Annotated in this window: 22 protein-coding genes; 7 read left to right on the top strand and 15 right to left on the bottom strand. The window is 68.1% G+C overall.

Annotation, left to right across the window (positions count from 1 at the left end):
- Positions 1–66: 66 nt before the first annotated feature.
- Positions 67–1,938 carry an ABCB family ABC transporter ATP-binding protein/permease gene (locus ACPTTF_RS14785; protein WP_166963547.1) on the top strand — a complete coding sequence of 624 codons (1,872 nt, stop codon included), beginning with the start codon at positions 67–69 and terminating at the stop codon, positions 1,936–1,938.
- 158 nt (positions 1,939–2,096) lie between these two features.
- On the opposite strand, the gene murU is transcribed toward ACPTTF_RS14785, so the two are convergent.
- Together murU and ACPTTF_RS14775 are read right to left on the bottom strand one after the other, a co-directional pair.
- Entirely contained in the window at positions 2,097–2,816 is a 720-nt protein-coding gene (gene murU, locus ACPTTF_RS14780; RefSeq protein ID WP_423371579.1) for an N-acetylmuramate alpha-1-phosphate uridylyltransferase MurU, read from the bottom strand.
- Between the two features lie 32 nt (positions 2,817–2,848).
- Entirely contained in the window at positions 2,849–3,898 is a 1,050-nt protein-coding gene (locus tag ACPTTF_RS14775; protein ID WP_423371578.1) for an aminoglycoside phosphotransferase family protein, read from the bottom strand.
- 223 nt (positions 3,899–4,121) lie between these two features.
- Here ACPTTF_RS14775 and ACPTTF_RS14770 point away from each other — a divergent pair, with 223 nt between their 5' ends.
- From ACPTTF_RS14770 to rsmA, 4 genes are read left to right on the top strand one after another with little or no spacing between them, the layout of a single operon-like run.
- Positions 4,122–6,482, top strand: coding sequence for an LPS-assembly protein LptD (locus ACPTTF_RS14770; RefSeq protein ID WP_423371577.1), 2,361 nt, complete (start codon positions 4,122–4,124; stop codon positions 6,480–6,482).
- A 51-nt stretch (positions 6,483–6,533) separates the two neighbouring features.
- A complete protein-coding gene (locus tag ACPTTF_RS14765; protein ID WP_166963539.1) occupies positions 6,534–7,892 on the top strand; it encodes a peptidylprolyl isomerase in 1,359 nt (452 codons plus the stop codon).
- Positions 7,893–7,903: 11 nt separating this feature from the next.
- The gene (gene pdxA / locus ACPTTF_RS14760) at positions 7,904–8,893 is read left to right on the top strand and encodes a 4-hydroxythreonine-4-phosphate dehydrogenase PdxA (protein ID WP_423371576.1); all 990 of its coding nucleotides are present in this window, start codon (positions 7,904–7,906) and stop codon (positions 8,891–8,893) included.
- A 49-nt stretch (positions 8,894–8,942) separates the two neighbouring features.
- Positions 8,943–9,773, top strand: a complete 831-nt coding sequence (rsmA, locus tag ACPTTF_RS14755) for a 16S rRNA (adenine(1518)-N(6)/adenine(1519)-N(6))-dimethyltransferase RsmA (protein ID WP_423371575.1) — start codon at positions 8,943–8,945, stop codon at positions 9,771–9,773.
- A gap of 124 nt (positions 9,774–9,897) precedes the next feature.
- Here the strand turns inward: rsmA and ACPTTF_RS14750 are convergent, their stop codons facing one another.
- Positions 9,898–10,833, bottom strand: coding sequence for a DMT family transporter (locus tag ACPTTF_RS14750; protein ID WP_166963533.1), 936 nt, complete (start codon positions 10,831–10,833; stop codon positions 9,898–9,900).
- Positions 10,834–11,232: 399 nt separating this feature from the next.
- Here ACPTTF_RS14750 and gloA point away from each other — a divergent pair, with 399 nt between their 5' ends.
- On the top strand, positions 11,233–11,622 hold the full coding sequence (gene gloA / locus ACPTTF_RS14745; RefSeq protein ID WP_166963531.1) for a lactoylglutathione lyase: 390 nt from the start codon (positions 11,233–11,235) through the stop codon (positions 11,620–11,622).
- 107 nt (positions 11,623–11,729) lie between these two features.
- Here gloA and ACPTTF_RS14740 read toward each other — a convergent pair whose 3' ends face one another.
- Genes ACPTTF_RS14740 through glyQ form a run of 5 tightly spaced genes read right to left on the bottom strand, consistent with a single transcriptional unit; the run spans position 11,730 to position 17,172 of the window.
- Complete coding sequence (locus ACPTTF_RS14740; RefSeq protein ID WP_166963529.1) at positions 11,730–12,617, bottom strand: M48 family metallopeptidase; 888 nt, start codon at positions 12,615–12,617, stop codon at positions 11,730–11,732.
- 46 nt (positions 12,618–12,663) lie between these two features.
- Entirely contained in the window at positions 12,664–13,428 is a 765-nt protein-coding gene (locus ACPTTF_RS14735; protein ID WP_423371574.1) for a lysophospholipid acyltransferase family protein, read from the bottom strand.
- Between the two features lie 43 nt (positions 13,429–13,471).
- Positions 13,472–14,035, bottom strand: a complete 564-nt coding sequence (gmhB, locus tag ACPTTF_RS14730; RefSeq protein WP_166963525.1) for a D-glycero-beta-D-manno-heptose 1,7-bisphosphate 7-phosphatase — start codon at positions 14,033–14,035, stop codon at positions 13,472–13,474.
- Between the two features lie 10 nt (positions 14,036–14,045).
- Positions 14,046–16,145: a glycine--tRNA ligase subunit beta gene (gene glyS, locus ACPTTF_RS14725; protein WP_423371573.1), complete on the bottom strand. Its 2,100-nt coding sequence runs from the start codon at positions 16,143–16,145 to the stop codon at positions 14,046–14,048.
- Between the two features lie 22 nt (positions 16,146–16,167).
- Positions 16,168–17,172, bottom strand: a complete 1,005-nt coding sequence (glyQ, locus tag ACPTTF_RS14720) for a glycine--tRNA ligase subunit alpha (protein WP_166963521.1) — start codon at positions 17,170–17,172, stop codon at positions 16,168–16,170.
- Between the two features lie 321 nt (positions 17,173–17,493).
- On the opposite strand from glyQ, the gene ACPTTF_RS14715 reads away from it, so the two are divergent.
- On the top strand, positions 17,494–19,149 hold the full coding sequence (locus tag ACPTTF_RS14715; RefSeq protein ID WP_423371572.1) for a hypothetical protein: 1,656 nt from the start codon (positions 17,494–17,496) through the stop codon (positions 19,147–19,149).
- Positions 19,150–19,245: 96 nt separating this feature from the next.
- Here the strand turns inward: ACPTTF_RS14715 and lnt are convergent, their stop codons facing one another.
- From lnt to miaB, 7 genes are all read right to left on the bottom strand, one after another.
- On the bottom strand, positions 19,246–20,946 hold the full coding sequence (lnt, locus tag ACPTTF_RS14710) for an apolipoprotein N-acyltransferase (RefSeq protein ID WP_423371571.1): 1,701 nt from the start codon (positions 20,944–20,946) through the stop codon (positions 19,246–19,248).
- Between the two features lie 52 nt (positions 20,947–20,998).
- A complete protein-coding gene (locus ACPTTF_RS14705) occupies positions 20,999–21,886 on the bottom strand; it encodes an HlyC/CorC family transporter (RefSeq protein WP_021160150.1) in 888 nt (295 codons plus the stop codon).
- A gap of 305 nt (positions 21,887–22,191) precedes the next feature.
- Positions 22,192–22,341 (bottom strand): hypothetical protein, encoded by a 150-nt coding sequence (locus tag ACPTTF_RS14700; RefSeq protein ID WP_423371570.1) that lies wholly within the window; start codon positions 22,339–22,341, stop codon positions 22,192–22,194.
- A 70-nt stretch (positions 22,342–22,411) separates the two neighbouring features.
- The gene (locus ACPTTF_RS14695) at positions 22,412–23,044 is read right to left on the bottom strand and encodes a gamma-glutamylcyclotransferase (RefSeq protein ID WP_166963509.1); all 633 of its coding nucleotides are present in this window, start codon (positions 23,042–23,044) and stop codon (positions 22,412–22,414) included.
- A gap of 12 nt (positions 23,045–23,056) precedes the next feature.
- Entirely contained in the window at positions 23,057–23,833 is a 777-nt protein-coding gene (gene ybeY, locus ACPTTF_RS14690; RefSeq protein WP_423371569.1) for an rRNA maturation RNase YbeY, read from the bottom strand.
- A 121-nt stretch (positions 23,834–23,954) separates the two neighbouring features.
- Positions 23,955–25,001, bottom strand: coding sequence for a PhoH family protein (locus ACPTTF_RS14685; protein ID WP_166963506.1), 1,047 nt, complete (start codon positions 24,999–25,001; stop codon positions 23,955–23,957).
- A 25-nt stretch (positions 25,002–25,026) separates the two neighbouring features.
- Positions 25,027–26,400: a tRNA (N6-isopentenyl adenosine(37)-C2)-methylthiotransferase MiaB gene (gene miaB, locus ACPTTF_RS14680; protein ID WP_423371568.1), complete on the bottom strand. Its 1,374-nt coding sequence runs from the start codon at positions 26,398–26,400 to the stop codon at positions 25,027–25,029.
- Between the last annotated feature and the right edge of the window lie 49 nt (positions 26,401–26,449).

Below are 26,449 nucleotides of genomic sequence, written 5' to 3'. Positions count from 1 at the left end.
GTACGAGAAAGTGAGCGAGCCGGCCGCAGATGCACGCGCCCGGCACTGCCGCCGATCCTTCCCCCCATGCGCCGATTTCCTGCTTCCGGCGAGCCCGCGCCGGCTTCGACCGGGCCCCGCAACGACTGGCAGACCATCCGGTCGCTGCTGCCGTACCTGACCACCTACAAATGGCGCGTCGCGCTCGCGCTCGCCTGCCTGATCGGCGCGAAGGTTGCGAACCTCGGCGTGCCGGTCGTGATGAAGCGCATCGTCGACCACCTGTCCTACGTCCAGCAGATCACCGCGCTCGGCCGCGCCGAACAGTCGGCCGGCATCGTGCTCGCGGGCGGCGTCGGGCTGCTGGTCGTCGCGTATGCGTTCGTGCGGCTGTCGACGTCGCTGTTCACCGAGCTGCGCGAGATCCTGTTCTCGAAGGTCACCGAGAGCGCGGTACGCCAGCTTGCGCTGCAGGTATTCCGGCACCTGCACGGACTGTCGCTGCGGTTTCACCTGGAGCGCCAGACGGGCGGCATGTCGCGAGACATCGAGCGCGGCACGCGCGGCATCCAGCAGCTGATTTCATATTCGCTGTACAGCATCCTGCCGACGCTCGTCGAAGTCGGGCTCGTGCTCGGCTTCTTCGTGGTCAAGTACGAGGCCTATTACGCGTACGTGACGTTCGCGGCGCTGGTCACGTACATCGTGTTCACGGTGAAGGTCACCAACTGGCGCACGCATTTCCGCCGCACGATGAACGAACTCGATTCGCGCGCGAACTCGCGGGCGATCGATTCGCTGATCAACTACGAGACGGTCAAGTATTTCGGCAACGAGGAGTGGGAAGCGCAGCGCTACGACGAGAACCTGAAGCGCTACCGCAAGGCCGCGATCCGTTCGCAGAATTCGCTGTCGGTGCTGAACTTCGGCCAACAGGCGATCATCGGTACGGGGCTCGTGTTCATCCTGTGGCGCGCGACGCAGGGCGTGCTCGCGGGCAAGCTGACGCTCGGCGATCTGGTGCTGATCAACACGTTCATGCTGCAGCTGTACATTCCGCTGAACTTCCTCGGCGTCGTCTATCGCGAGCTGAAGCAGAGCCTCACCGACATGGACCGGATGTTCGGGCTGCTGTCGTCCGCGAAGGAAGTGGCCGACCTGCCCGATGCTCGGCCGCTCGCGGTCGCCGGCGCGCAGGTGCGCTTCGAGCACGTGAATTTCGCCTACGAGCCGGCGCGGCAGATCCTGCACGACGTGTCGTTCACGATCGACGCGGGCACGACGACCGCGGTGGTCGGCCACAGTGGCTCGGGGAAGTCGACGCTGTCGCGGCTGCTGTTCCGTTTCTACGATCTCGACCGGCAGGCGGGCGGCGCAATCCGGATCGACGGCCAGGACATCCGCGACGTCACGCAGGACTCGCTGCGCGCTTCGATCGGGATCGTGCCGCAGGACACCGTGCTGTTCAACGACTCGATCTACTACAACATCGCGTACGGCCGGCCGACCGCGACCCGCGACGAGGTGATCGCGGCCGCGCGCGCCGCGCACATCCACGATTTCATCGAAAGCTTGCCGAAGGGTTACGACACGCCGGTCGGCGAGCGTGGGCTGAAACTGTCGGGCGGCGAGAAGCAGCGCGTCGCGATCGCGCGCACGCTGTTGAAGGATCCGCCGGTGCTGCTGTTCGACGAGGCGACGTCGGCGCTCGATTCGCGCTCGGAGCGAGCAATCCAGCATGAGCTCGACCAGATCGCGCGGCATCGCACGACGCTCGTGATCGCGCACCGGCTGTCGACGGTCGTGCACGCGCAGCAGATCCTCGTGATGGATCACGGGCGGATCGTCGAGCGCGGCACGCACGACGAACTCGTGCGCGCCGACGGGTTGTATGCGCAGATGTGGGCGCTGCAGCAGCAGCGCGCGGCGGCGGGCGGGGAAGAGGCCGAGGCCGCTTAAGCGAGGGTGCCGCCGACGCGGTGCGGTGCCGTCACGGCCGGGTGACTTGGCGGAGCGTCCGCGATATTTGATCCCGGATGGGTCCGCCGCCCAACCGCCGGGCAGTCATCGGCCTGTCAGGGCATCGGCCGCCGAACCGCCGCTCGGCCGCGACGCGATCAGCTCGCCGCGCGCAGCCGCGCGTCGAGTTCGCCGAGCTGCGCGGGCGTGCCGACGTTTTCCCAGATCCCTTCGTACAATTCGCCGGTCGCACGACCGGCTTCGATCGTCGCGCGATAGTACGGCGTCAGCGCGCGCCGCGTGCCGGGCGCGAGATCGCGGAACATCCGCGTGTCGTACAGGCCGATGTTGCCGAACGTGAAGCGCGCGGCGCCGTCGAGCGCCAGGCGGCCGTCGTCGCCGAGCGCGAAGTCACCGGCCGGGTGGAACGGCGGGTTCGGCACCATCACGAGGTGCATCGCCGGCGAGTCGAGCGCGGCCATCCGGGCAGCGCGCGGCGCGAGCGTCCGGTAGTCGAACGCGCAGTACACGTCGCCGCTGACCGCCGCGAACACGACCGGTTGCCCGTCGCGCTCGAGCCGCGGCAACGCCTGCGCGATGCCGCCCGCGGTTTCCAGTGCCTCGCCCTCGGCCGAATACGCAAGCCGCACGCCCCAGCGCGAACCGTCGCCGAGCGCGGCCTCGATCTGTTCGCCGAGCCATGCATGGTTGATCACGATCGTCTCGATGCCCGCGCGCGCGAGCGCTTCGATCTGCCACACGATCAGCGGCTTGCCGCCCGCTTCGAGGAGCGGCTTCGGGCGGGTGTCGGTGAGCGGGCGCATCCGTTCGCCGCGCCCGGCGGCGAAAATCATCGCCGTGGTCAGGGTAGTGCTCATGTTCGGCCGGGTATCAGGGCGCTATGGGGCAGTCAGAACGTATAGCCGACGTCGGCCGGCGCGTTGCCCTCGAGCTCGTCGAGCAGCTTCGCGAACGGCACGAGCGGGCGGTAGCGCAGCGCGACCTTGCGCGCATACGTGATGAAGCGCGGCAGGTCGTTCAGGTAATGCGGCTTGCCGTCGCGGTAGTTGATCCGCGCGAACAGGCCGAGCACCTTGATGTGGCGCTGCAGCCCGATCCATTCGAGCTGGCGGTAGAACTCGCCGAAATCGGGATCGACCGGCAGGCCGGCCTTTTTCGCCTTTTCCCAGTAGTACGCGAAGCAGTCGAGCTCGAACTCCTCGTCCCAGCTGATGAAGGCGTCGCGCAGCAGCGACACGACGTCGTACGTCAGCGGCCCGTAGACGGCGTCCTGGAAATCGAGGATGCCCGGATTCGGCTCGCACACCATCAGGTTGCGCGGCATGAAGTCGCGCAGCATGAAACCCTGCGGCTGCGCGTGCGCGCTGGCGACCAGCAGCGCGAAGGTGCGGTCGAGCGTGCCGCGCATCGCGTCGGTGACGGGCTTGCCGAGGTGGCGGCCGACGAACCATTCGGGCATCAGCTCCATCTCGCGGCGCAGGAAGGCCTCGTCGAACGGCGGCAGCACGTCGGGCAACGACCTGAGCTGGAAGCGGATCAGCGCGTCGAGCGCCGCGCGCATCAGCGGCTTTGCGGCGGCCGGGTCGGCCGGATCGAGCACCGAGATGTACGACGTGCGGCCGAGATCGGTCACGAGCATGAAGCCCGCGTCGAAATCGTGGGCCAGAACTTCCGGCACGTGGTCGCCGGCCGCGTCGAGCAGCTGCGCGACCTGGACGAATTCACGGCACTTCTCGGGCGGCGGCGCGTCGACGGCGATCAGCGTGCCGCCGGCGCTCGTGGCCGATGCGATACGGAAATAGCGGCGGAAACTGGCGTCCGACGACGCGGGCGCGAGGGTCGACAGGTCGAGCGCGTAGCGTTCGGCAAGCGGGTGCAGCCACGCGGTGAGCGCTTCGAGGCGGGCGTCGGGCTGGGATGCGGCGGATGGGGGCGTCATGAAACTCGGAGGAGGGGGGAACGTCTTGCCATATAATACCCCACGACTTTTTTGACGCGCCCCGCGTCAGCTTTCCGCCGTGCAGGCCCGCCGCCTGTCGCGCCGTCACCCGATCGCCTCCCCGGTTTGCGCTCAGCCGCAGTCGCGGTGCGACGGCGCGGCCCGCCGTGCGCGAATGTGCCGCGACGGCGCGGTTGACAAGGGGCGATTCGCCAAACGATAGATGCCGCCCAAACCGCTATTCCCGAATGTTTTCCCCGGTGACGGGGCGCCGCGCAAACGGCGGCTCGCGCTCGCGCTCCTGGCCGTGCCCGGCCTCGTGCCGGCCGTGTCGTACGCGCAGCTGTCGGGCGCGGCCGCGCAGCCGCAGCCGCTCGACTCGCCGTGGGATCTGCGTCTCGCGCCCCAGCTCGAGGATCGTCCGCTGAAGGACGGCGCGAAGCCGGCCACCTTCGTGATCGCCGACCACACGAGCGGCACGGCCGAGCAGGATCTTGCCGCGAAGGGCTCCGCCGAGTTGCGGCGTGGCGACGCCGTCGTGAAGGCCGACGCGATCCACTACGATCAGGATACCGACATGGCCGATGCGTACGGCCAGGTCCGGGTGAACAATTCCGGCACGTCGTTCGTGGGCCCCGAGGCGCACCTGAAGATCGAGGCGAACCAGGGCTTCATGACGGCGCCGAAGTACCACTTCAACATGACGGGCGGCTCGGGCAGCGCCGAGCGCGTCGACATGGTCGACAACGAGCGCTCGGTGTTCGTCAACGGCACCTACACCGCGTGCCAGTGCTCGACGAACCCCGCGTGGTACATCAAGGGCAGCCGCTTCGACTTCGACACGGGCGCCGACGAAGGCACCGCGCGCAACGGCGTGCTGTTCTTCCAGGGCGTGCCGATCTTCGCGAGCCCGTGGATGACGTTCCCGCTGTCGGGCGACCGGCGCAGCGGCCTGCTGCCGCCGACGTTCTCGATGAACTCGAGCAACGGCTTCGAGCTGACGCTGCCGTACTACTTCAACATTGCGCCGAACCGCGACCTGACGCTCACGCCGCGCATCATCTCGCGGCGCGGCGCGATGATGGAAGCGACGTTCCGCTACCTGTCGCCGTCGTATTCGGGCACGTTTACGGCCAATTACCTGCCGGATGACCGGCTTGCGCACCGCAACCGCTACGCGATCTACTGGCAGCACCAGCAGAACTTCGGCGGCGGCTTCGGCGGCTACGTCTACTACAACAAGGTCTCGGACAATCTGTATCCCGAAGACCTTGGGTCGATGAACCAGTTCATCAACGGGACGCAGACGCTGTACCAGCAGGAAGCGGGCCTCACGTACAACAACGGCCCGTGGTCGGTGCTCGCGCGCTACCAGCACTGGCAGACGCTGCCGCCGTCGATCGCGCCGTACAGCCGCGAGCCGCAGTTGAACGTGAAGTACACGAAGTACAACGTCGGCGGCTTCGACTTCGGCGCGGAAGCCGACTATTCGCGGTTCCGCATCACGACGGCCGATGCGACCCAGGGCGACCGGATCGTCTTCAACCCGTATATCGCGTACGGCGTGTACGGCCCCGGCTACTTCGTCGTGCCGAAGGTCCAGTACCACTTCGCGTCGTACGACCTGAACTACCTGTCGTCGACCACGCCGAACAGCCCGAAGCGCTTCACCGAGTCGATCCCGACCGTGAGCTTCGATTCGGGCCTGATCTTCGACCGCTCGGTGCGCCTGTTCGGGCAGGACTTCATCCAGACCCTCGAGCCGCGCCTGTACTACGTGTACACGCCGTATCGCGACCAGTCGAACGCACCGCTGTTCGACACCGCGGAATCGGACTTCGGCCTTGCGGAGATCTACCAGCCGAACACGTTCGTCGGCAACGACCGGATCGCCGATGCGAACCGGATCACGGCCGGCCTGACGTCGCGCTTCATCGATCCGCGCACCGGCGACGAGCGCGCGCGTTTCGTGATCGCGCAGCAGTACTACTTCGCCGATCAGCGCGTCACGCTGAATTCCGGCCAGAGCGCCGTGCTGGCGCGCCACTCGGACCTGATCGTCGGCGCCGCGCTGAAGCTCGGCTCGGGTTTCATGTCCGAGACGGCGTTCCAGTACAACCAGAACAACAACCAGCTCGTGAAGTCGAGCGTCGGTTTCGGCTACAGCCCGGGCGAGCGCCGCGTGATCAACGTCGGCTACCGCTATACGCGTTCGAACACCACGCTCGACAACCAGCCGATCAACCAGTTCCTGGTGTCCGCGCAATGGCCGCTCACGCGCCGCCTGTATGCGATCGGCCGCTTCAACTACGACCTCGCCGGCGATCGCGTGGTCGACGGTCTGGTCGGCTTACAATACGACGCGGATTGCTGGGCGCTCGGGGTCGGGGTGCAGCGGGCTGCGAACGGCATCAATTCGTCGGGACAGCAGAACTCGTCGACGCGCTTCATGATGCAGTTGACGCTCAAGGGCCTGTCGACCGTCGACAACGGCCTCGTGTCCGCATTCCGCGCCGGGGTGCCGGGCTACACGCCGCTGCCGCCGCCGCCGCCGCCGATGTCCCGCTTCAGCAACTACGAGTAACGCCGGCTTGTCTGCACCGGTCAGCACGATTTCAATGGAGTTCCAGTGGCAATGAAGAAAACCCTTCGTTTCGCGGCAGTCGTGTCCAGTCTCGCTGCGGCCGCCGCGCTGCTCGCCGCCGCGCCGGCCGCGGCGCAGGCGCTCGGTTCGCAAGGTGCGCAGCTCGCCGACGAAGTCGTCGCGGTCGTCAACAACGACGTGATCACGGGCCGCGAACTCGACCAGCGCGCCGGCCTGATCGCGCGCCGGCTGCAGCAGCAGAACGCACCCGTGCCGCCGACCGACCAGCTTCGCGCGCAGGTGCTGAACCAGATGGTGCTCGAGCGTATCCAGGTGCAGAAGGCCAAGGACGACGGGATCCGCATCGACGATGCGACGGTGCAGTCCACGCTGCAGCGTCTCGCGCAGGCGAACGGCATGACGCTCGACCAGTACCGCGCACGTCTCGAGGCGCAAGGCGTGCCCTGGAGCATCTTCACGAGCGACGCACGCACCGAACTGATGCTGTCGAAGCTGCGCGAGCGCGAGGTCGACGGCAAGATCACCGTGTCGGACGCCGAGGTCGCGAACTACATCGCGAGCCAGCGCGGGCCGAGCGCGTCGCAGCAGCAGGATCTGCGCTTCCAGCACATCTTCATCAAGGCACCGACCAACGCGCCGCAGGCCGACATCGAAGCCGCGCAGAAGAAGGCTGACGCGTTGCTGCAGCAGGCGAAGTCGGGTGCCGATTTCGAGAAGCTCGCGAAGAACAATTCGGAAGCGAACGACGCAAAGAAGGGCGGTGACCTCGGCTTCAAGTCGCCGAGCGCGCTGCCGGCCGACGTCGTCGACGCCGCATCGAAGCTGCGTCCGGGCCAGGTCAACCCGACGCTGATCCGCGTGCCGGACGGCTTCGAGATCGTGCGTCTCGTCGATCGTCGCCAGAGCCAGGGCGCGTCCGCCGCGGCACCGAAGATCGTCCAGACGCACGTGCGCCACATCCTGTTGCGCGTGGGCGAAGGCAAGTCGGAAGGCCAGGCGCGCCAGCAACTCGCCGATATCCGCAGCCAGGTCGAGGCCGGCGGCGATTTCGCGAAGTTCGCGCGCACCTACTCGCAGGACGGTTCTGCGTCGCAGGGCGGCGATCTCGGCTGGATCAGCCCGGGCGAGACCGTGCCGGAATTCGAGCGCGCAATGAACAACCTGCAGGACGGCCAGATCAGCCAGCCGATCCGTACCGAGTACGGCTATCACCTGATCCAGGTGCTGAGCCGCCGCGACGCGGAAGGTTCGGTGCAGCAGCAGATGGATATCGCGCGTCAGGCGATCGGCCAGCGCAAGGCCGAGCAGGCTTATGCCGACTGGCTGCGCGAGCTGCGTGATTCGTCGTACGTGCAGTACAAGATCGGCGGCGTCGGCCCGGCGAACTGAGCGAGCTTCAGATGACCACGCCCGCGCTGCAGATCGCGATCACGACCGGCGAACCCGCAGGGGTCGGCCCGGAACTGACCGTGCAGGCGCTGCGTGATGCCGCGCAGCGTTGGCCCGACGCGCATTTCACCGTGCTCGGCGATGCGGCGCTGCTTGACGCGCGTGCGGCGGCCGTCGGCGCCGACCGGGCCACGCTGGCCGGCAGCGGGCCGGTGTCGGTCGCGCATCACGCGCTCGCCGTGCCCGCGCAGGCGGGCAAGCTGGACGCGGCGAACGGCCCGTACGTGCTCGGGCTGCTCGACGCGGCGATCGACGGCGCGTTGGCCGGCCGGTACGACGCGATCGTCACCGCGCCGCTGCAGAAGAGCACGATCAACGATGCGGGCGTGCCGTTCACCGGCCATACCGAATACCTGGCGGAGCGCACGCATACGCCGCGTGTCGTGATGATGCTGGCCGGTACCGGCCACCAGCCGCTGCGCGTCGCGCTCGCGACCACGCACCTGCCGCTGAAGGACGTGTCGGCCGCGCTGACGATCGACGGGCTCGTCGAGACGCTCGCGATCATCGATCGCGACCTGCGGCGCGACTTCGGTCTGGCCGCGCCGCGCATTCTCGTGACGGGCCTGAACCCGCACGCGGGCGAGAACGGTTATCTCGGCCGCGAGGAGATCGACGTGATCTCGCCGGCGCTGGCCCGCGCGAACGCGCAGGGCATCGACGCGCGCGGCCCGTATCCGGCCGACACGCTGTTCCAGCCGCGCCATCTCGCCGATGCCGATTGCGTGCTCGCGATGTTCCATGACCAGGGTCTGCCCGTGCTGAAGTATGCGACGTTCGGCGAGGGCATCAACGTGACGCTCGGGCTGCCGATCATTCGCACGTCGGTCGATCACGGCACGGCACTCGATCTGGCCGGCACGGGCCGCGCTGATCCGGGCAGCATGATCGCGGCGCTCGACACGGCCGTCACGATGGCGCGCCACCGCCGCACGGCCTGACGCGGCCCGGCTTCCCCTCATTCGTCGTATTTTTCGTTTTACTCAGTCGATGTCGAACAGCAGACAGCACCAAGGCCATTTCGCGCGCAAGCGCTTCGGGCAGAACTTCCTCGTCGATCACGGCGTGATCGACTCGATCGTCTCGACGATCGGCCCCGCGCGCGGCCAGCGCATGGTCGAGATCGGCCCCGGGCTCGGCGCGCTGACCGGGCCGCTGATCGAGCGTCTCGCGACGCCCGAGGCGCCGCTGCATGCGGTCGAGCTCGACCGTGACCTGATCGGGCGCCTGCAGCAACGCTTCGGCGCGCTGCTTGAACTGCACGCAGGCGACGCGCTCGCGTTCGACTTCCGTTCGCTCGCGGCACCCGGCGACAAGCCGTCGCTGCGGATCGTCGGCAACCTGCCGTACAACATTTCAAGCCCGCTGCTGTTTCACCTGATGACGTTCGCCGATGCGGTCATCGACCAGCATTTCATGCTGCAGAACGAAGTCGTCGAACGGATGGTCGCGGAGCCGGGCACGAAGGCGTTTTCGCGTCTGTCGGTGATGCTGCAGTATCGCTACGTGATGGAAAAGATGCTCGACGTGCCGCCGGAATCGTTCCAGCCGCCGCCGAAGGTCGATTCGGCGATCGTCCGGATGATTCCGTACGAGCCGCACGAACTGCCGGATGTCGATCCCGTGCTGCTCGGCGAAGTCGTCACCGCCGCGTTTTCGCAGCGCCGCAAGATGCTGCGCAATACGCTCGGCGACTATCGCGAGACGATCGATTTCGACGCGCTCGGCTTCGATCTAGCGCGCCGTGCGGAGGATGTGAGCGTGGCCGAATACGTCGGCGTGGCGCAGGCGCTGGCGAAGGTGCGCAAGGCCGCAGAGTAACGGCAGCGCGCGCGTCATGCGCGTGTCGCACGCCGGCTCGAGGTTCACAAGGCTGCCCAGGCGGGCGGCCTTTTTCATTTTCCCCGCGCCGTTTTCGTCGATGTCGGATCGCGACCGGGCGGCGTTACGCGCGCCTGCGTGGCGGCGCGTTGACGAGTGCGATGCCGGTCAGCACGAGCGCGGCCGCGGACATGAAGCGCCAGCCGACCGATTCGCCGAGCAGCAGCACGCCGAACGCGACGCCGAAGAGCGGCGACAGGAACGTGAAGACGGACAACCGCGACGCGCTGTAGCGCGTCAGCAGCCAGAACCACGACAGGTAGCTGACGAACGCGACGATCACCGACTGGTACGCGAGGCTCGCTACCGCGACCGGCGTGACGTGTGCGAACGATACCTGGCCGAACAGTGCGGCAAGTGCGATCAGCACGACCGCCGATACCGCGAGCTGGTAGAACAGCGTCTTGCTCGCGCTCGCCCGCGCGAGCGCCGTCGAGCGCACGACGACGGTCGTCGCGGCCCACATCGCGCCGCCGAGGATTCCGAGCGCGTCGCCGGCGAGCCCGGCCAGCACGGATGCGCCGGGGGTGCGCGGCTTCAGGAAGCCGTCCGCGAACGCGAGGGCGATGCCGGCGAACGCGAGGCCGACACCGGCCCACTGCGTACGCTGCAGCCGTTCGCCCGGTGCGAACAGGTGCAGGCCGAGCGCGGTGAAGCACGGTGCCGTGTACAGGAAGATCGCCATGTGCGACGCGCTCGTCAGCGTCAGCCCGAAGAACACGCAGATGAATTCGCCGGCGAACAGCGCACCGGCCGCGAGGCCCGCACCGAACGTGCCGTCCGCCTGAAACAGCGGCGTACCGCGCGAGCGGGCCCAGCCCCACAGCAGCACCGCCGCGATCACCGAGCGCAGCCCGGCCTGGAACATCGGCGCGATCGCGGCGTTCGTGCTCTTGATCGCGACCTGCTGGAAGCCCCAGATCGCGCACAGCAGCAGCATCAGGCCGACAGCGCGCATGTCGAGCGCGCGGCGCACGGGGGCAGCGGCGAGCGTGCTCATCGGCGAACCTCGCCGGTTCGGTACGGCGGCTGCGAGATCGGGAGGGTGGCGCATCCGGCGCGCTCGAATCGGCGGTTTCGCACGGCAGTGTGGCGGTAGGGAAGAGTGGGTGGTCGCGTTCGGGCGGTGTGTCGCATGCCCGCTTTTGGTGCGAGGTGGAAGGATGTTACCCGATCGGCACGGTAGCCGGGCGAGCCGGATCGTGCTGTTTTGCGCCGTTGCGCCTGCACCGGTCGGTGCCGATGGGCCGTATAGGCCGGGCTCCGGCCAGACGCCCCCGGCTGGGCGCCCCCGGCTAGGCGCCCCCGGCTAGGCGCCCCCGGCTAGGCGCCCCCGGCGAAGTTCACCCGACTCTGGTAGAGTTCCCGGTTCTGGAAAGTCCCCACAGGAGTACAACACATGCGATTGCTGCATACGATGCTGCGAGTCGGCGATCTCGACCGCTCGATCAAGTTCTACACCGAATTGCTCGGCATGAAGGTGCTGCGCCGCGACGACTATCCGGAAGGCAAGTTCACGCTCGCATTCGTCGGCTACGAGGACGAAAGCACGGGCACCGTGATCGAGCTGACCCATAACTGGGATACGCCGGCCTACGATCTCGGCAACGGCTTCGGCCACCTCGCGCTGGAAGTCGACGACGCGTACGCGGCCTGCGACAAGATCAAGGCGCAAGGCGGCAAGGTCACGCGCGAAGCGGGCCCGATGAAGCACGGCACGACCGTGATCGCGTTCGTCGAGGATCCGGATGGCTACAAGATCGAGTTCATCCAGAAGAAGGCGCACTGAGCGCCGGATGAACCGGGCCGCGGCGTGCGATGTGCGCCGCGGCCGCAAAAAAGGGCGGTGCGGGTTACCCGCATCGCCCTTTTTCGTTGGCGGCGAAGCCGTGCGCGTCAAAGCGACGGCAGCAGCTCGGGCGGGTGATGCTTGAGCGTGTGACGCGCTTCGCGGAACTCGGGGAAGATCGATTCGACGGTCTGCCAGAAGGCCGGGCTGTGGTTCATTTCGCGCAGGTGCGACAGCTCGTGCGCGACGACGTAGTCGACGATCGACATCGGGAAATGGATCAGCCGCCAGTTCAGGCGGATCTTGCCGTCGCTGGAGCAGCTGCCCCAACGCGTCGCGGCCGACGACAGCGCGTACATCGCATACGTGACGCCGAGCTTCTCCGCGTAGACCGCGAGGCGTTCACCGAAGATCCGCCTGGCTTCGCCCTGCAGCCAGCCCTGCACGCGATCCTTGATCTGCTGCATGTCGGCCTGCACGGGCAGCGGCAGCGAGAGCCGCAGCGCATCGGCATCGAATGCGACGGCGCCTGCGCCGAGCGCGATCGTCACCGTCTTGCCGAGATACGGTAGCTGCGCGCCGTCGCGCCAGTCGATCTGCGGCAGCGCACGCTGTTCGGTGCGCGTCTTCCACTCCGCGAGCTTCGCGAAGATCCAGCGTTGTTTCTCGGAGATCGCGGCTTCGATGTCGGCGAGCGTGACCCAGCGCGGCGCGGTGATCGACAGCCCGCTGCCGTCGATCGTGAAGCCGATCGTGCGGCGCGCCGAGCGCTTCAGGCGGTATTCGAGCACACGGCTGTCGAGTGCGAACGTCCGCACGCGCGAGCGGTCGGGCGCCGGGCCCGGATCGAGCGGCGCGGCCGGTGCCGCTTCGGTCGGTGCGGGCGGGGTGGCGGGCGCCGACGGTGCGGCGGCCGGCCCGTCGAAGAGCGGCAGATCCATCTGGCGATGATCGAGGGCCACGACGGCAGGCCGTGGCCGCGGACGCTGTTTCATCAGTTCGCTTCTTTTTGTCGTACGCAACGGCTGCAACCTGGGGGCGTCAGACACGCGCGGCATCGCGCGTGCCGGCGTTGCCCGCCTGGCGATACGAATCCGGATCGATCCGGCGCATTTCCGCTTCGATCCACGCTTCGACCTGCGAGTTCAATGCATCGGGCGTCAGCCCCTCGCTGGGAATCGGTTTGCCGATCGACACGGTGACGACGCCCGGGAATTTCGTGAACGAGTTGCGCGGCCACACCCGACCTGCATTGTGCGCGATCGGCACGACGGGTGCGCCGGTTTCGATCGCGAAGCGCGCGCCACCCGTCTTGTACTTGCCTTGCTTGCCGACCGGCGTGCGCGTGCCTTCCGGGAACATGATCATCCATGCGCCTTCCGACAGGCGCTTCTTGCCCTGGCGGATCACCGACACGAACGCGTTCTTGCCTTCCTTGCGGTTGATGTTGACCATGTGCAGCAGCCCGAGCGCCCAGCCGAAGAACGGCACGTACAGCAGCTCGCGCTTGAACACGTAGCAGAGCGGCTTGGGCATCAGCGCCGGAAACGCGAGCGTCTCCCACGCGGACTGGTGCTTCGACAGCAGCACGGCCGGGCCGTCGGGCAGGTTCTCGTAGCCTTCGATCCGGTAGCGGATGCCGTTCAGCCAGCGCACGACCCACAGCGTGGACTTGCACCAGCCGGCCGCCATCCAGTAGCGCGCGTCGGGGCGCATGAACGGAAAGGCGATGAAGCACGCGGTGGCGTACGGCACCGTGTACAGGATGAAGTAGATCAGCAGCAGCAGGGAGCGGACGAAGCGCATCGGCGTAAGTCTGGCGTTAGGGAGGATGCGCGCGGTGGCTGCATCACTCGTGTTCGTGTGAAAGGAAATCGAGCGCGAAGGCGCGCAGGTCATCGTGGACCTTCGTGCCGGGCGGCAGGTTGCCGGCGGCGAGCGTCTTCTTGCCCTTGCCGGTGAGCACGAGGTGCGGCCGGAAACCGACCGCGACGCCGGCCTGCAGGTCGCGTAGCGAATCGCCGACGACCGGCGTGTGATCGGGATCGATCTCGAAGCGCTCGGCGATCATCTGCATCATGCCGGGTTTCGGCTTGCGGCAGTCGCAGTGATCCTCGGCCGTGTGCGGGCAGAAGAACACGGCGTCGATACGTGCGCCGACCGCGGCCGCTGCGCGATGCATCTTCAGATGCATCTCGTTGAGCGTGGCCATGTCGAACAGCCCGCGACCGATGCCGGACTGGTTGGTCGCGACGACCACGCGATAACCCGCGTGGTTGAGCCGGGCGATCGCCTCGAGGGCGCCGGGCAGCGCGATCCATTCGTCGGGCGTCTTGATGAACGCATCCGAATCGACGTTGATCACGCCGTCCCGGTCGAGGACGACGAGCTTTCGGTTGGGGCTGGTCGGCATCGTGCGGCCCTTATGCGGCGAGCTTCGAGATGTCGGCGACGCAGTTCATCTGCTGGTGCAGCGCGGACAGCAGCGCGAGACGGTTCGCGCGCAGTGCCGGATCTTCCGCGTTGACCATCACGTCGTTGAAGAACGTGTCGACCGGTGCGCGCAGTGCGGCGAGCGCCGACAGCGCGCCCGTGTACGCACGCGCCTCGAGCTGCGACTGCACGTGCGGCGTCACGGCCGTGAGCTGTTCGTGCAGCGCCTTCTCGGCGGCCTCGACGAGCAGCGCCGGCTGCACCGTGCCGTTCGCGCCGCCTTCCGACTTCTTCAGGATGTTCGAGATCCGCTTGTTCGCGGCCGCGAGCGCTTCGGCTTCCGCGAGGCGCGTGAATTCGCGCACCGCGTCGAGGCGTGCGACGAGATCGTCGACGCGCGTCGGGTTCAGGCTCAGCACCGCATCGATTTCGCCGGCCGAATAGCCGCGCTCGCGCAGCAGGCCGCGCAGGCGATCCATGAAGAACGCGAAGATCGCATCGGTCGACTCGGCGACGCCCGGCACGCCCTCGAAGCGCGCGTGGGCCGTGCGCAGCAGCGACACGAGATCGACCGGCAACTGCTTCTCGAGCAGCAGGCGCAGCACGCCGAGTGCGTGGCGGCGCAGCGCGAACGGATCCTTCTCGCCGGTCGGCGCGAGGCCGATGCCCCAGATGCCGACGATCGTTTCGAGCTTGTCGGCGAGCGCGACGGCGGTCGACACGGGCGTGGTCGGCAGTGCGTCGCCCGAGAAGCGCGGCTGGTAGTGCTCGGCGCAGGCGAGCGCGACGTCGTCGGCTTCGCCGTCGTGGCGCGCGTAGTACGTGCCCATCGTGCCCTGCAGTTCCGGGAACTCGCCGACCATGTCGGTCAGCAGGTCGGCCTTCGCGAGGCGCGCGGCGCGCTTCGCGAGCGCGGCATCGGCGCCGATCGCGGGCGCGATCTCGCCGGCCAGCGCCTCGAGGCGCTCGACGCGCGCGAGCGCCGAACCGAGCTTGTTGTGATACACGACGTTCGCGAGCTGCGGCACGCGGTCGGCGAGCGGCTTCTTCTTGTCCTGCTCGAAGAAGAACTTCGCATCGGCGAGGCGCGGGCGCACGACGCGCTCGTTGCCTTCGATGATCTCGCCCGGCGTCTTCGTCTCGATGTTCGACACGATCAGGAAGCGCGAGCGCAGCTTGCCGGCGACGTCGGTCAGCGCGAAATACTTCTGGTTCGTCTGCATCGTGAGGATCAGGCATTCCTGCGGAACCTGCAGGAATTCGTCCTCGAAGCGGCACGGGTAGACGACTGGCCATTCGACCAGCGACGTCACTTCGTCGAGCAGCGCTTCGGGCATCACGACGGTATCGCCGTTCGCGTGTTCGTTCAGCTGCGTGCGGATCGTTTCACGGCGATCGACGAAATGCGCGATCACGCGGCCTTTGTCGCGCAGCGTGTCGGCGTACGTGCGCGCATGCTGGATCGCGACGAGGCCGTCGGACAGGAAGCGGTGGCCGAGCGTCGTGTCGCCGGCGTCGACGCCGAATGCGGTGACGGGCACGATGCGATCGTCGTGCAGCACCGTCAGGCGATGCACCGGGCGCACGAACTTCACGTCGGAGCCGTCCGGGCGCTGGTAGGTCATCACCTTCGGGATCGGCAGCTTCTCGAGCGTTTCGTCGAGCGCGGCCTGCAGGCCGTCGGCGAGCGTCGCACCGGCTGCCGAATAGTTGATGAAGAACGCTTCGGCTTTGCCGTCCTGCGCGCGCTCGAGATCGGCGATCGACAGGTTCGGGTGGCCGAGCGCCGCGAGCTTCTTCGCGAGCGGGGCGGTCGGCTTGCCTTCGGCGTCGAGCGCGACCGATACGGGCAGGACCTTTTCGCGGACCTGTTTTTCAGGTGCGACGGCGCGCACGTTCTGCACGACGACAGCGAGGCGGCGCGGCGTGGCATAGCGTTCGAACACGAGTTCGCCTTCGACGAGGTCGCGTGCCGCGAGGCGTTGCGCGAGGCCTTCGGCGAATGCGTCGCCGAGGCGCGCGAGGGCCTTCGGCGGCAGCTCTTCGGTCAGCAGTTCGACGAGCAGGGGGGCGGGATGATTGTGCGTCATGATTGGAATGAGTCTCGTCTCGTCAGTCCTGATCGATCTTGCGTTCGACCTTGAGCGGCGGCGCCCACGCCGGCTGTGCGGCGTCCTGGGCGTCGGTGGTGAGGCCCGGCACGCCCGGCGGGTTGCCGAGCATCGGGAAGCCGAGCTTCTCGCGCGAGTCGTAGTAAGCCTGTGCGACGAGACGCGACAGCGCGCGGATGCGGCCGATGTACGCCGCGCGTTCGGTGACCGAGATCGCGCCGCGCGCATCGAGCAGGTTGAACGTGTGGCCGGCCTTGAGCACGAGTTCGTACGCGGGCAGCGCAAGCTGCGCGTCGATCATCTTCTTCGCTTCCGCTTCGTAGCTGTTGAAGAACGTGAACAGCAGGTCGACGTTCGCGTGCTCGAAGTTGTAGGTCGACTGCTCGACCTCGTTCTGGTGATAGACGTCGCCATACGACAGGCGGCGCAGCTCGGGGCCGTTCGGGCCTTGCTCTTCCCACTCCGTCCACACGAGGTCGTACACGTTCTCGACCTTCTGCAGGTACATCGCGAGGCGCTCGAGGCCGTACGTGATCTCGCCGAGCACCGGCTTGCAGTCGAGGCCGCCGACCTGCTGGAAATACGTGAACTGCGTGACTTCCATCCCGTTCAGCCACACTTCCCAGCCGAGGCCCCACGCGCCGAGCGTCGGGTTTTCCCAGTCGTCCTCGACGAAGCGCACGTCGTTCTGCTGCAGGTCGAAGCCGAGCGCCGCGAGCGAGCCGAGGTACAGGTCGAGGATGTTTTCCGGTGCCGGCTTGAGCACGACCTGGTACTGGTAGTAGTGCTGCAGGCGGTTCGGGTTCTCGCCGTAGCGGCCGTCCTTCGGGCGGCGCGACGGCTGCACGTACGCGGCGCGCCACGGCTCGGGGCCGATCGCGCGCAGGAATGTGTGGACGTGCGACGTGCCTGCGCCGACTTCCATGTCGATGGGCTGGAGCAGGGCGCAACCCTGCTTGTCCCAGTAGGACTGCAGCGTCAGGATGATTTGCTGAAACGTAAGCATGAAGAGCCTTCGTGGCGCTGGCGCTCCGTTGCGGGCGGCGCTCCGGGCGGGGCCCGGAGGGTCGGCTCGCGCGGCGGCGCGGCTTGTTAGTGTGCTGAAACGCGTAATTTTACCGGATCGGCGAGCGGATGCGGCCGGAACGCGGGCAGGCGCACCGTCGGCCCCGTCCGAGTGGCCTGCGCGGGCGTGGCCGGCGCGCGCCCGGCGGCCGCGCGCGGGATGTCGCGACGCGCGTGCCGCACGGCTTCGCACGGGCGTTAAGATGCGCGTATTGCGGTGCGCGCGACGCGTGCCGCGCCACCGCTTGCCGATCCCGACCGCATGGACGATCCGACCGACATCCTCATTCCGCTGCTTCCGCCCTTCCTCGCGCTGCTCGGGCAGGCTGCCGATGCGCAGGCGCGCGGCGAGCGCGCCGCGCACGATCTGTGGCTTGCCGCCGCCGCGCACCTGCATGCGGTCGACGCCGATGCGCTCGCGCAGCTCACCGGCGCGCTCGTCGCGCGGCAGCGCACGGCCGATGCGGTCGCGCTCGCCGAATGCGCGGCGCGCGTGCAGCCGGGCGCGACCGCGTATTTCAATCACGGCTACGCGCTGCAGATGGCGGGGCGTCACGCGGACGCCGTGGCGCCGTATCGCGCGGCGCTGGCGCTCGAAGCCGGGCGGCCGTCGCTGCGCAACAACCTCGCGATCGCGCTGCGGCTGTCGGGCAGCGACCGCGCGGAGGAGATCGCGCTGCTCGACGCGGCCGTGCGCGCCGATCCGCGCGACGTGCAGGCATGGATCAACCTCGTCGTCGCGCGGCTCGCGACGCACGACCTGGACGGCGCGCTCGCGTGCACCGCGCGGCTCGTCGAGCTCGCGCCCGACAACGCGCTCGCGATGAACAACGTCGCGATGGCGATGAAGGAGGCGCAGCGCTGGGACGACGCCGAACGCTTCGCGGCGCGCGCGTGCGAGCTGGCGCCCGACGACGCGTCCTACCGTTTCAACCTGGCGATCATCCAGCTCGTGCGCGGCAACTACGCGGCCGGCTGGCGCGGCCACGAGGCGCGCTGGGACGGCGCGGGCGAGTTGCGCGGCCGCCGCCCGGTGCTGCCGGGCCCGCGCTGGCAGGGCGAGCCGCTCGCCGGCAAGACGCTGCTCGTGTGGGGCGAGCAGGGGCTCGGCGACGTGCTGCAGTTCTGCCGCTTCGTCGCGCCGCTCGCCGAGCGAGTGCATCGCGAAGGCGGCCGGCTCGTATGGAATACGTTCCCGCAGGTGGGCACGCTGATGCAGCGCAGCCTCGGCGCGCATGTGGATGCGTTCAGCGCGGGCGGCGGCGTCGACGTGCTGCCTGCCTTCGATTACGAAGTACCGCTGATTGGCCTGCCGCTGATGCTCGGCATGGAGAACGACACGCTCGCGTCGTCGGTGCCGTATTTGCGTGCCGATCCGCCCGCGCGCGACGCGTGGCGCGCGCGGCTTGCGGGCGACAGCCGGCTGAAGGTCGGGCTCGTGTGGACGGGCAGTGCGGGGCACCAGCGCAATCCGTTCCGGCGCGTCGGGCTCGAGCGCTATGCCGATGCGTTCCGCGGGATCGACGGCGTCGCGTTTCATTCGCTGCAGCCGGGTGCGCAGGCGGAGGTCGCGGCGGCGCGCGCGGCCGGCTTCGCGATCGAGGATTTCACCGCGGAACTGACGAGCTTCGACGATACGGCCGCGTTCATCGGCGCACTGGATCTCGTGATCACCGTGTGCACGTCGGTCGCGCACCTGGCGGGCGCGCTCGGCGCGCGCACCTGGGTGCTGCTCGACGTGAATCCGCACTGGCCGTGGTTGCTCGAACGCAAGGACAGCCCGTGGTACCCGAGCGCCACGCTGTACCGGCAACCGGCGTTCGGCGCGTGGGAGCCGGTGATGGAGGACGTGAGCCGCGACCTGCGGCGCCTGGCTGCGCAGCCGGTTCAATCGGCGGAGTCGGCCGGGCAGGTCTGAGAGGCCAGGGCGGCCAGAGCGGCCGGCCGGTTCGCGGTCGAAGGCCGCTGCATGCGGCGGCGGCCGCCACGCACTGCGCAGCGGCGGCCTGTTGCGTCATTTCGGCGGGGCGTCGCCGTTGTTCCTGCTGTTGTTCCGGCCGTTGCGTCGGCGCAGCCCGGGGCCGAACGTGAAGCCGAACGCGAGCAGGACGAACGACACCGCGAGCACGATGTTGTTGCCGCTCGTCACGTAAGGCGTGAAGCCGCTCGTGCCTTCGATCCGCACGTCGAGCGAGCCGATCGTGAACGGCTTCAGCTGGCCGAGCACGCGGCCGTGCGCATCGATCGCGGCCGTCATCCCGGTGTTCGTCGAGCGCAGCATCGGCCGGCCCGTTTCGAGCGAGCGCATCCGCGCGATCTGCAGGTGCTGGTCGAGCGCGATCGTGTCGCCGAACCACGCGAGGTTCGTCACGTTGACGAGCACGCCCGGCGGCTGCGGGTTGTCGCGGATCGTCGCGGCGATTTCCTCGCCGAACAAGTCCTCGTAGCAGATGTCGGCCATCACGGGCTGGTTGTGCACGAGGAACGGTTTCTGCACCGGCGCGCCGCGCGCGAAGTCGCCGAGCGGCATCTTCATCAGGTCGACGAACCACCGGAAGCCCCACGGAATGAATTCGCCGAAGGGCACGAGGTGGTGCTTGTCGTAGTGATAGATGTCGCGCGAATTCGGCGTCACGCCGTACAGGCTGTTCGTATAGTCGACGTAGTGGCCGTCCTCGGTCACCGATGCACCGACCGCGCCGAACAGCACGGCCGAGCCCGTCGTGTCGCTGAACTTGCGGATCGCGACCGCGAACGGCTCGGGCAACTCCTGGATCATCACCGCGATCGCGGTTTCGGGCGTGACGATCAGGTCGGCCGGCTTCTCGACGATCATCTGCGTGTACATCTTGATCGCCGCGTCGATGCCCGCTTCCTCGAACTTGATGTCCTGCTTCACGTTGCCCTGCAGCAGCCGCACGGTGAGCGGCGCGTTCGCGGGCACGGTCCACGTGACCTGCGACAGCCCGAGACCGGCCGCGATCAGCGCGACCGCGATGCCGGCGGGCGCGGCGATGCGCACGCGCGCATTGCCGGCACGGGGTTCGGCGAGCGGCGACGGCCGGGCGGCGGCGAGCGCCTGCACGACGAGCGCGGCGAACAGCGCGAGCACCCATGCGATCCCGTACACGCCGGCGACCGGCGCGAAGCCCGCGAACGGGCCGTCGACCTGCGGATAGCCGCTGGCGAGCCACGGGAAGCCGGTGAATACGGTGCCGCGCAGCCATTCACCGAGTGCCCATGCGCTCGCGAACGCGAATGCGCCGTGCCAGGTCGGCGAGAACGGCCGCGGGTCGGGCGCGCGGCGATGCCACGCGTGACCTGCGCAGAACGACCACAGCCCGGCGGAGAACGCCGGGTACAGCGACAGGTACAGCGAGAACAGCACGAGCGCGCCGCCCGCGAGCGGCGCGGCCATCTCGCCGTACACGTGCATGCTGATGTAGAGCCACCAGATGCCGCTGATGAAGTTGCCGAAGCCGAACGCGCCGCCGGTGAGCGCGGCGCTGCGCCAGCTCGCGGTGCGCGTGAGCTGCGCGAAAAACCAGACGAATACGACGAGTTGCAGCCAGCCGCCATGCGGCGTGGGCGCGAAGCTGAGCGTATTGGCCGCGCCGGCGAGCAGCGCGGCCGGGTAGTGCCAGCGCGGCAGCGCGCGGCCGGGTGTCGGCGCGAGAAGACCGCCAGCCGGGCGGGACAGGATCGGATCGTCCATGTGAAGCGAAAGTGGGCGAGCGGTTGTGGAACGCGCGGCTGGCGCGCGACGGTCAGTCCTCGTGCGAGGTTTCGGCGCGACGGCTGGCGAGCGGGTTGCGGCGCACCAGCAGCACGTGCACCTGGCGCGCATCGCCGCGCTGGATCTCGAATACGAGGTTGCCGAGCTGCAGCTTCTCGCCGCGATGCGGGACGCGGCCGAAATGATGCGTGATCAGCCCGCCGATCGTATCGACTTCGTCGTCGGGGAAATCGGTGCCGAACGTCTCGTTGAACTGTTCGATCTCGGTGAGCGCGCGCACGCGGTAGCGGCCGTCGGGCCCCGAGATGATGTTGCCGGCTTCCTCGTCGAAATCGTATTCGTCCTCGATGTCGCCGACGATCTGCTCGAGCACGTCCTCGATCGTGATCAGGCCCGCGACGCCGCCGTATTCGTCGACGACGATCGCGAGGTGGTTGCGATTCACGCGGAAGTCGTGCAGCAGCACGTTCAGGCGCTTCGATTCGGGAATGAACACGGCCGGGCGCAGCATCCCGCGCACGTCGAATTCCTCTTCGGCGTAGAAGCGCAGCAGATCCTTCGCGAGCAGCACGCCAATGACGTTGTCGCGGTTCTCCTCGTACACGGGGTAGCGCGAGTGCGCCTTTTCGAGCACGAACGGGATGAAATCCTCAGGCTTGTCGGCGATGTTGATCGCGTCCATCTGTGCGCGCGGCACCATGATGTCGCGCGCGCACAGGTCGGATACCTGGAACACGCCTTCGATCATCGACAGCGAATCGGCGTCGATCAGGTTGCGTTCGTGGGCGTCCTGGAGGATTTCCAGCAGCTCGCCGCGGGATTCGGGCTCGGGCGAGATGAAGTCGGTCAGGCGCTCGAGCAGCGAGCGCTTTTCTTGCGGTTTGTCGGTTGGCTTACGACTGGGATACGAATCGTTCATGGTGGTGCGCCCGGGTCATGCCGGAGCGCGCTGTCACGGAGTAGGCAAGGATACACCAAGGGCACGACGCGACCGTGTCACACCAGCCGCATGGCCAGGGTGGGCAGCGCGCGCGGGCCCCGCTCGCGGACGGCCGCGCCGGGCGCGGCATCGTCCTCGTGTCCATCCTATCTCAGAAAAGGGCGGCGGGGCAGCGGCGGCAAAAACGGGTGTGGAACGGGAGGGGAGCCGTGACGCGGAAAAACGTCCGGCGGAGGCGGTGAGCGGCGGCATTCTGCCGCACGCGGGCCGCGCCCGGTCACGGTTCAGAACCGCATGCCGGCCGAGCAGCCGCCGCCGGCCGCGCCGTTGGTCGCGGCGCCGCCGCAGCCGAGTATTCCGCAGCCGGACAGCGCGACGCTCGCGGCGACGATCAGCGCGGCAACCTTGCATCGCGACCAGCATGACGGTTTCATCGGTCTTGCCCTCGTTCGAATGCGCACACGGCGCGGCAGCGCGTGACGGCAAGCCGGGCGCCGTGCCGCGTCACCGGCATCGCGCGAGCAGCCCTTCCAGTGCGCGATCGGGAATGCCGCTCGCGCGCAGCGCGTCGACCGTGCGGCTGACGTAGTCGAGCGTCGTGCCGTAGCGGCCGGCCGCGCAACCGAACACTTCCTTCACGACGGGATCGGACAGCTTGCCCGTATAGGTCGGCGCGTCGCGGCGCATCACGAACGCGAGTGCGTTCACGCGCTCGCCGTTCTCGAGCGAGCACGGCAGCCACGCAGGCCGGTACGAACCCATCGGCATCTCGCGTTTCCACAACGTTTCGAGGTGCGGCTGCGCGGTCGGGCCGGCGAGCCGGAACGCGATGCCCGAGCACGAGCCGCCGCGATCGAGCGCGAGCACGAGGCCCGGGCGTTCGGGCGTGCCGCGGTTCACTCGCGACCACAGGTAGAGCCCGCGATGATAGCCGTGCACCTTGCCGCGCACGGCGGCGACGGTCGGCAGCCCCGGGTTCCAGATCAGCGAGCCATAGCCGAACAGCCAGAGATCCTGCTGGCCGTCCCAGTCGCGCATCGTGTGCGCGAGCGACGCCGCGAGCTCGTCTTCCGTCAGCAGGCGCCCGTCGCCGATCGACGGCGGGTAGGCGGGCGGGAGCGTCGCGGCGTTGCGCATCGTGCGGACGGCTTACTGGTACGGGTTCGGGAAGCCCAGCTTCGCGAGGATGTCGACTTCGAGCGCTTCCATTTCGGCCGCGTCCTCGTCGCTCGTCTCGTGGTCGTAGCCCTGCGCGTGCAGCGCGCCGTGCACCAGCAGGTGCGCGTAATGGGCCGTGAGCGGCTTGCCCTGGTCGTGCGCTTCCTTCTCGACGACCGGGCAGCACAGCACGAGGTCGCCGATCACGGTGCCGTCGGGCGCCGCGTCGTACGCGAAGGTCAGCACGTTGGTCGGGTAATCCTTGTGGCGGTAGCCGGCGTTCAGCGTGCGGCCTTCGTTTTCGCCGACGAAGCGTACGGTGAGCTGCGCGCTGGCGAACAGCGCCGGTTCGATCCATTCGGCGATCAGCTTGCGCTTGGGCAGCGTCTTGCGCACGTCGCTCGTGATCTCGTCGCCGTACTGCACGGACAGGTCGAGTTCCGGCTCGCGCAGTGCGTCTTCGGTGTCGTCTTCGCGCGGTGCGGGCTCGGCACCCACGTGCAGCGTCACGCTGTCGTAGTGCTCGGGTTGCAGCGCGAGCTTCGCGCGCATGGCCGGATCGTTGTGCTGCGCGACGATCGCGACGGCTGCTTCCCCGGAACTGCCCGACAGGTCGAACATCAGGCTGCGGCCGTCCGGGAAGTCGATTCGCAGCCCTTGCGCGTTGACGGTGCGGGCCTTGCCCTTCGCGTCGAACAGCGAAAGGCGGGGGGAGGCGGGCGCGGCGGACTGGGCGCGCCCGGACTTGCGGGAACGGGAAGATTTCATGACGCGTGCGGCGATTAGGACGCGTTGAGGATACACCAAACGGCCGATCGCACCCGAATTCACGCAGGCGAAAAAAAGCCCGGCGCGCCGTCTGGCGGGCCGGGCCGGGATGTCGGGCCGGTCAGCCGTCCTGGTGCTGCGCGTGGAATTCGTCGTACGCCTCGACGATGCGCGCGACGAGCGGATGGCGCACGACGTCCGCGCTCGTGAAGCGCGTGAGCGCGATGCCGCGTACGCCGTTGAGCACCTGCTGCGCCTCGACGAGGCCGCTCTTGTGGCCGCGCGGCAGGTCGACCTGGCTCGTGTCGCCGGTCACGACCGCCTTCGAGCCGAAGCCGATCCGCGTGAGGAACATCTTCATCTGCTCGGGCGTCGTGTTCTGCGCCTCGTCGAGGATGATGAACGCGTGGTTCAGCGTGCGGCCGCGCATGTACGCGAGCGGCGCGATCTCGATCATCTGGCGTTCGAACATCTTCGCCGTCTTGTCGAAGCCGAGCAGGTCGTACAGCGCGTCGTACAGCGGACGCAGGTACGGGTCGACCTTCTGCGCGAGATCGCCCGGCAGGAAGCCGAGCCGCTCGCCGGCCTCGACGGCCGGGCGCGTCAGCACGATCCGCTTGACCTGGTCGCGCTCGAGCGCGTCGACCGCGCAGGCGACCGCAAGGTAGGTCTTGCCGGTGCCGGCCGGCCCGATGCCGAGCGTCACGTCGTGCGACAGGATCTGCTTCAGGTATTCGCGCTGCGCCGGCGTGCGGCCGCGCAGGTCGGCTCGCCGCGTGTAGAGCTTCGGCGCGGGCTCCTCGTCCGGCTCGCTGGCGTCGAGCTGGACGACGGGGTCGTCGAACGGATGGTCGGGGTCGCCGCGAAAGCGCACATCGAGCGTGTCCTGGCGGCCGTTGCCGGCCGTGTGGCGCACTTCGACCAGCGCGAGCTGGATGTCGTCGACCGACAGCGCATCGCGCGCGCGGTTGTAGAAGTTCTCGAGTGCGGCGAGCGCGAGCTTGGCGCCGCGCCCGCGGATCGCGATCCGGTGGCCGCGTCGTGACAGCGTGACGTCGAGCGCCTGTTCGATCTGCCGCAGGTTCTCGTCGAGCGGGCCGCAGAGGTTGGCGAGGCGCGCGTTGTCGTCGCGCGGCGCGACGAATTCCAGTGCTTGGGTCGGCTTCAAAGTGGCGTCGGGCTCCGGTGGAACGTCAGTGCGTGGCCGCGCTCGCGTCGTCGCTCACGAGCACGAGCTCGCCGCGCAGCGAATGCGGGTATGCGTGGTTGATCTTCACGTCGATCATCTGGCCGATCAGGCGCGGGTGCGATGCGAGCGGTGCCGGGAAATTCACGACCCGGTTGTTCTCGGTGCGGCCCGCGAGCTCGTTCGGGTCCTTGCGCGACGGGCCCTCGACGAGGATCCGCTCGACCTTCCCGACCATCGACTGGCTGATGCGCGCGACGTTTTCCTCGATGGTAGCCTGCAGATGTTGCAGGCGTTTGAGCTTCACATCGCGCGGCGTGTCGTCGTGCAGGTTCGCGGCCGGCGTGCCCGGGCGCGGGCTGTAGATGAACGAGAAGCTGGTGTCGTAGCTCATCTCGTGCACGAGCGCCATCATCTTGTCGAAATCCTCCTCGGTCTCGCCGGGGAAGCCGACGATCATGTCGGTGGACAGCGACAGGTCCGGGCGGATCGCGCGCAGCTTGCGGATCACCGACTTGTATTCGAGCACCGTGTAGCCGCGCTTCATCGCCATCAGGATGCGGTCGGAGCCGTGCTGGACGGGCAGGTGCAGGTGGCTCACGAGCTTCGGCACCTTCGCGTAGGTGTCGATCAGGCGCTGCGTGAATTCCTTCGGGTGCGACGTCGTATAGCGGATCCGCTCGATGCCGGGGATGTCGGCGACGTATTCGATCAGCGTCGCGAAATCGGCGATCTCGGTGGAACCGGCCGTCAGCGCGCCACGATACGCGTTCACGTTCTGGCCGAGCAGCGTGACTTCGCGCACGCCCTGGTCGGCGAGGCCGGCCACTTCGGTCAGCACGTCGTCGAGCGGGCGCGACACTTCATCGCCGCGCGTGTACGGCACCACGCAGTAGCTGCAGTACTTCGAGCAGCCTTCCATGATCGACACGAACGCGCTCGGCCCCTCGACGCGCGCGGGCGGCAGGTGGTCGAACTTCTCGATTTCGGGGAACGAGATGTCGACCTGCGCGCGGCCGCTCTCGCGGCGCGCGTCGATCATCTGCGGCAGGCGGTGCAGGGTTTGCGGGCCGAACACGAGGTCGACGTACGGGGCGCGCGACACGATCGATGCGCCTTCCTGGCTCGCGACGCAGCCGCCGACGCCGATCAGCAGGCCGGGCTTCGCTTCCTTCAGCTCGCGCACGCGGCCGAGATCGGAGAACACCTTCTCCTGCGCCTTTTCACGCACCGAGCACGTGTTGAACAGGATGATGTCCGCGTCTTCCGGCGTATCGGTCTTTTCGAGGCCTTCGGCCGCATTCAGCACGTCCACCATCTTGTCCGAGTCGTACTCGTTCATCTGGCAGCCGAAGGTCTTTACGTAAACTTTCTTGGTCATGGGGGTTCGCCGTTCGCAGTGGTTGACCTGGGGGCGTCGTCAAGAGTGA

It is taken from the genome of Burkholderia crassaminum, assembly GCF_964265005.1.
GTDB lineage: Bacteria > Pseudomonadota > Gammaproteobacteria > Burkholderiales > Burkholderiaceae > Burkholderia.
This window is presented reverse-complemented; position numbering and strand designations above follow the sequence as displayed.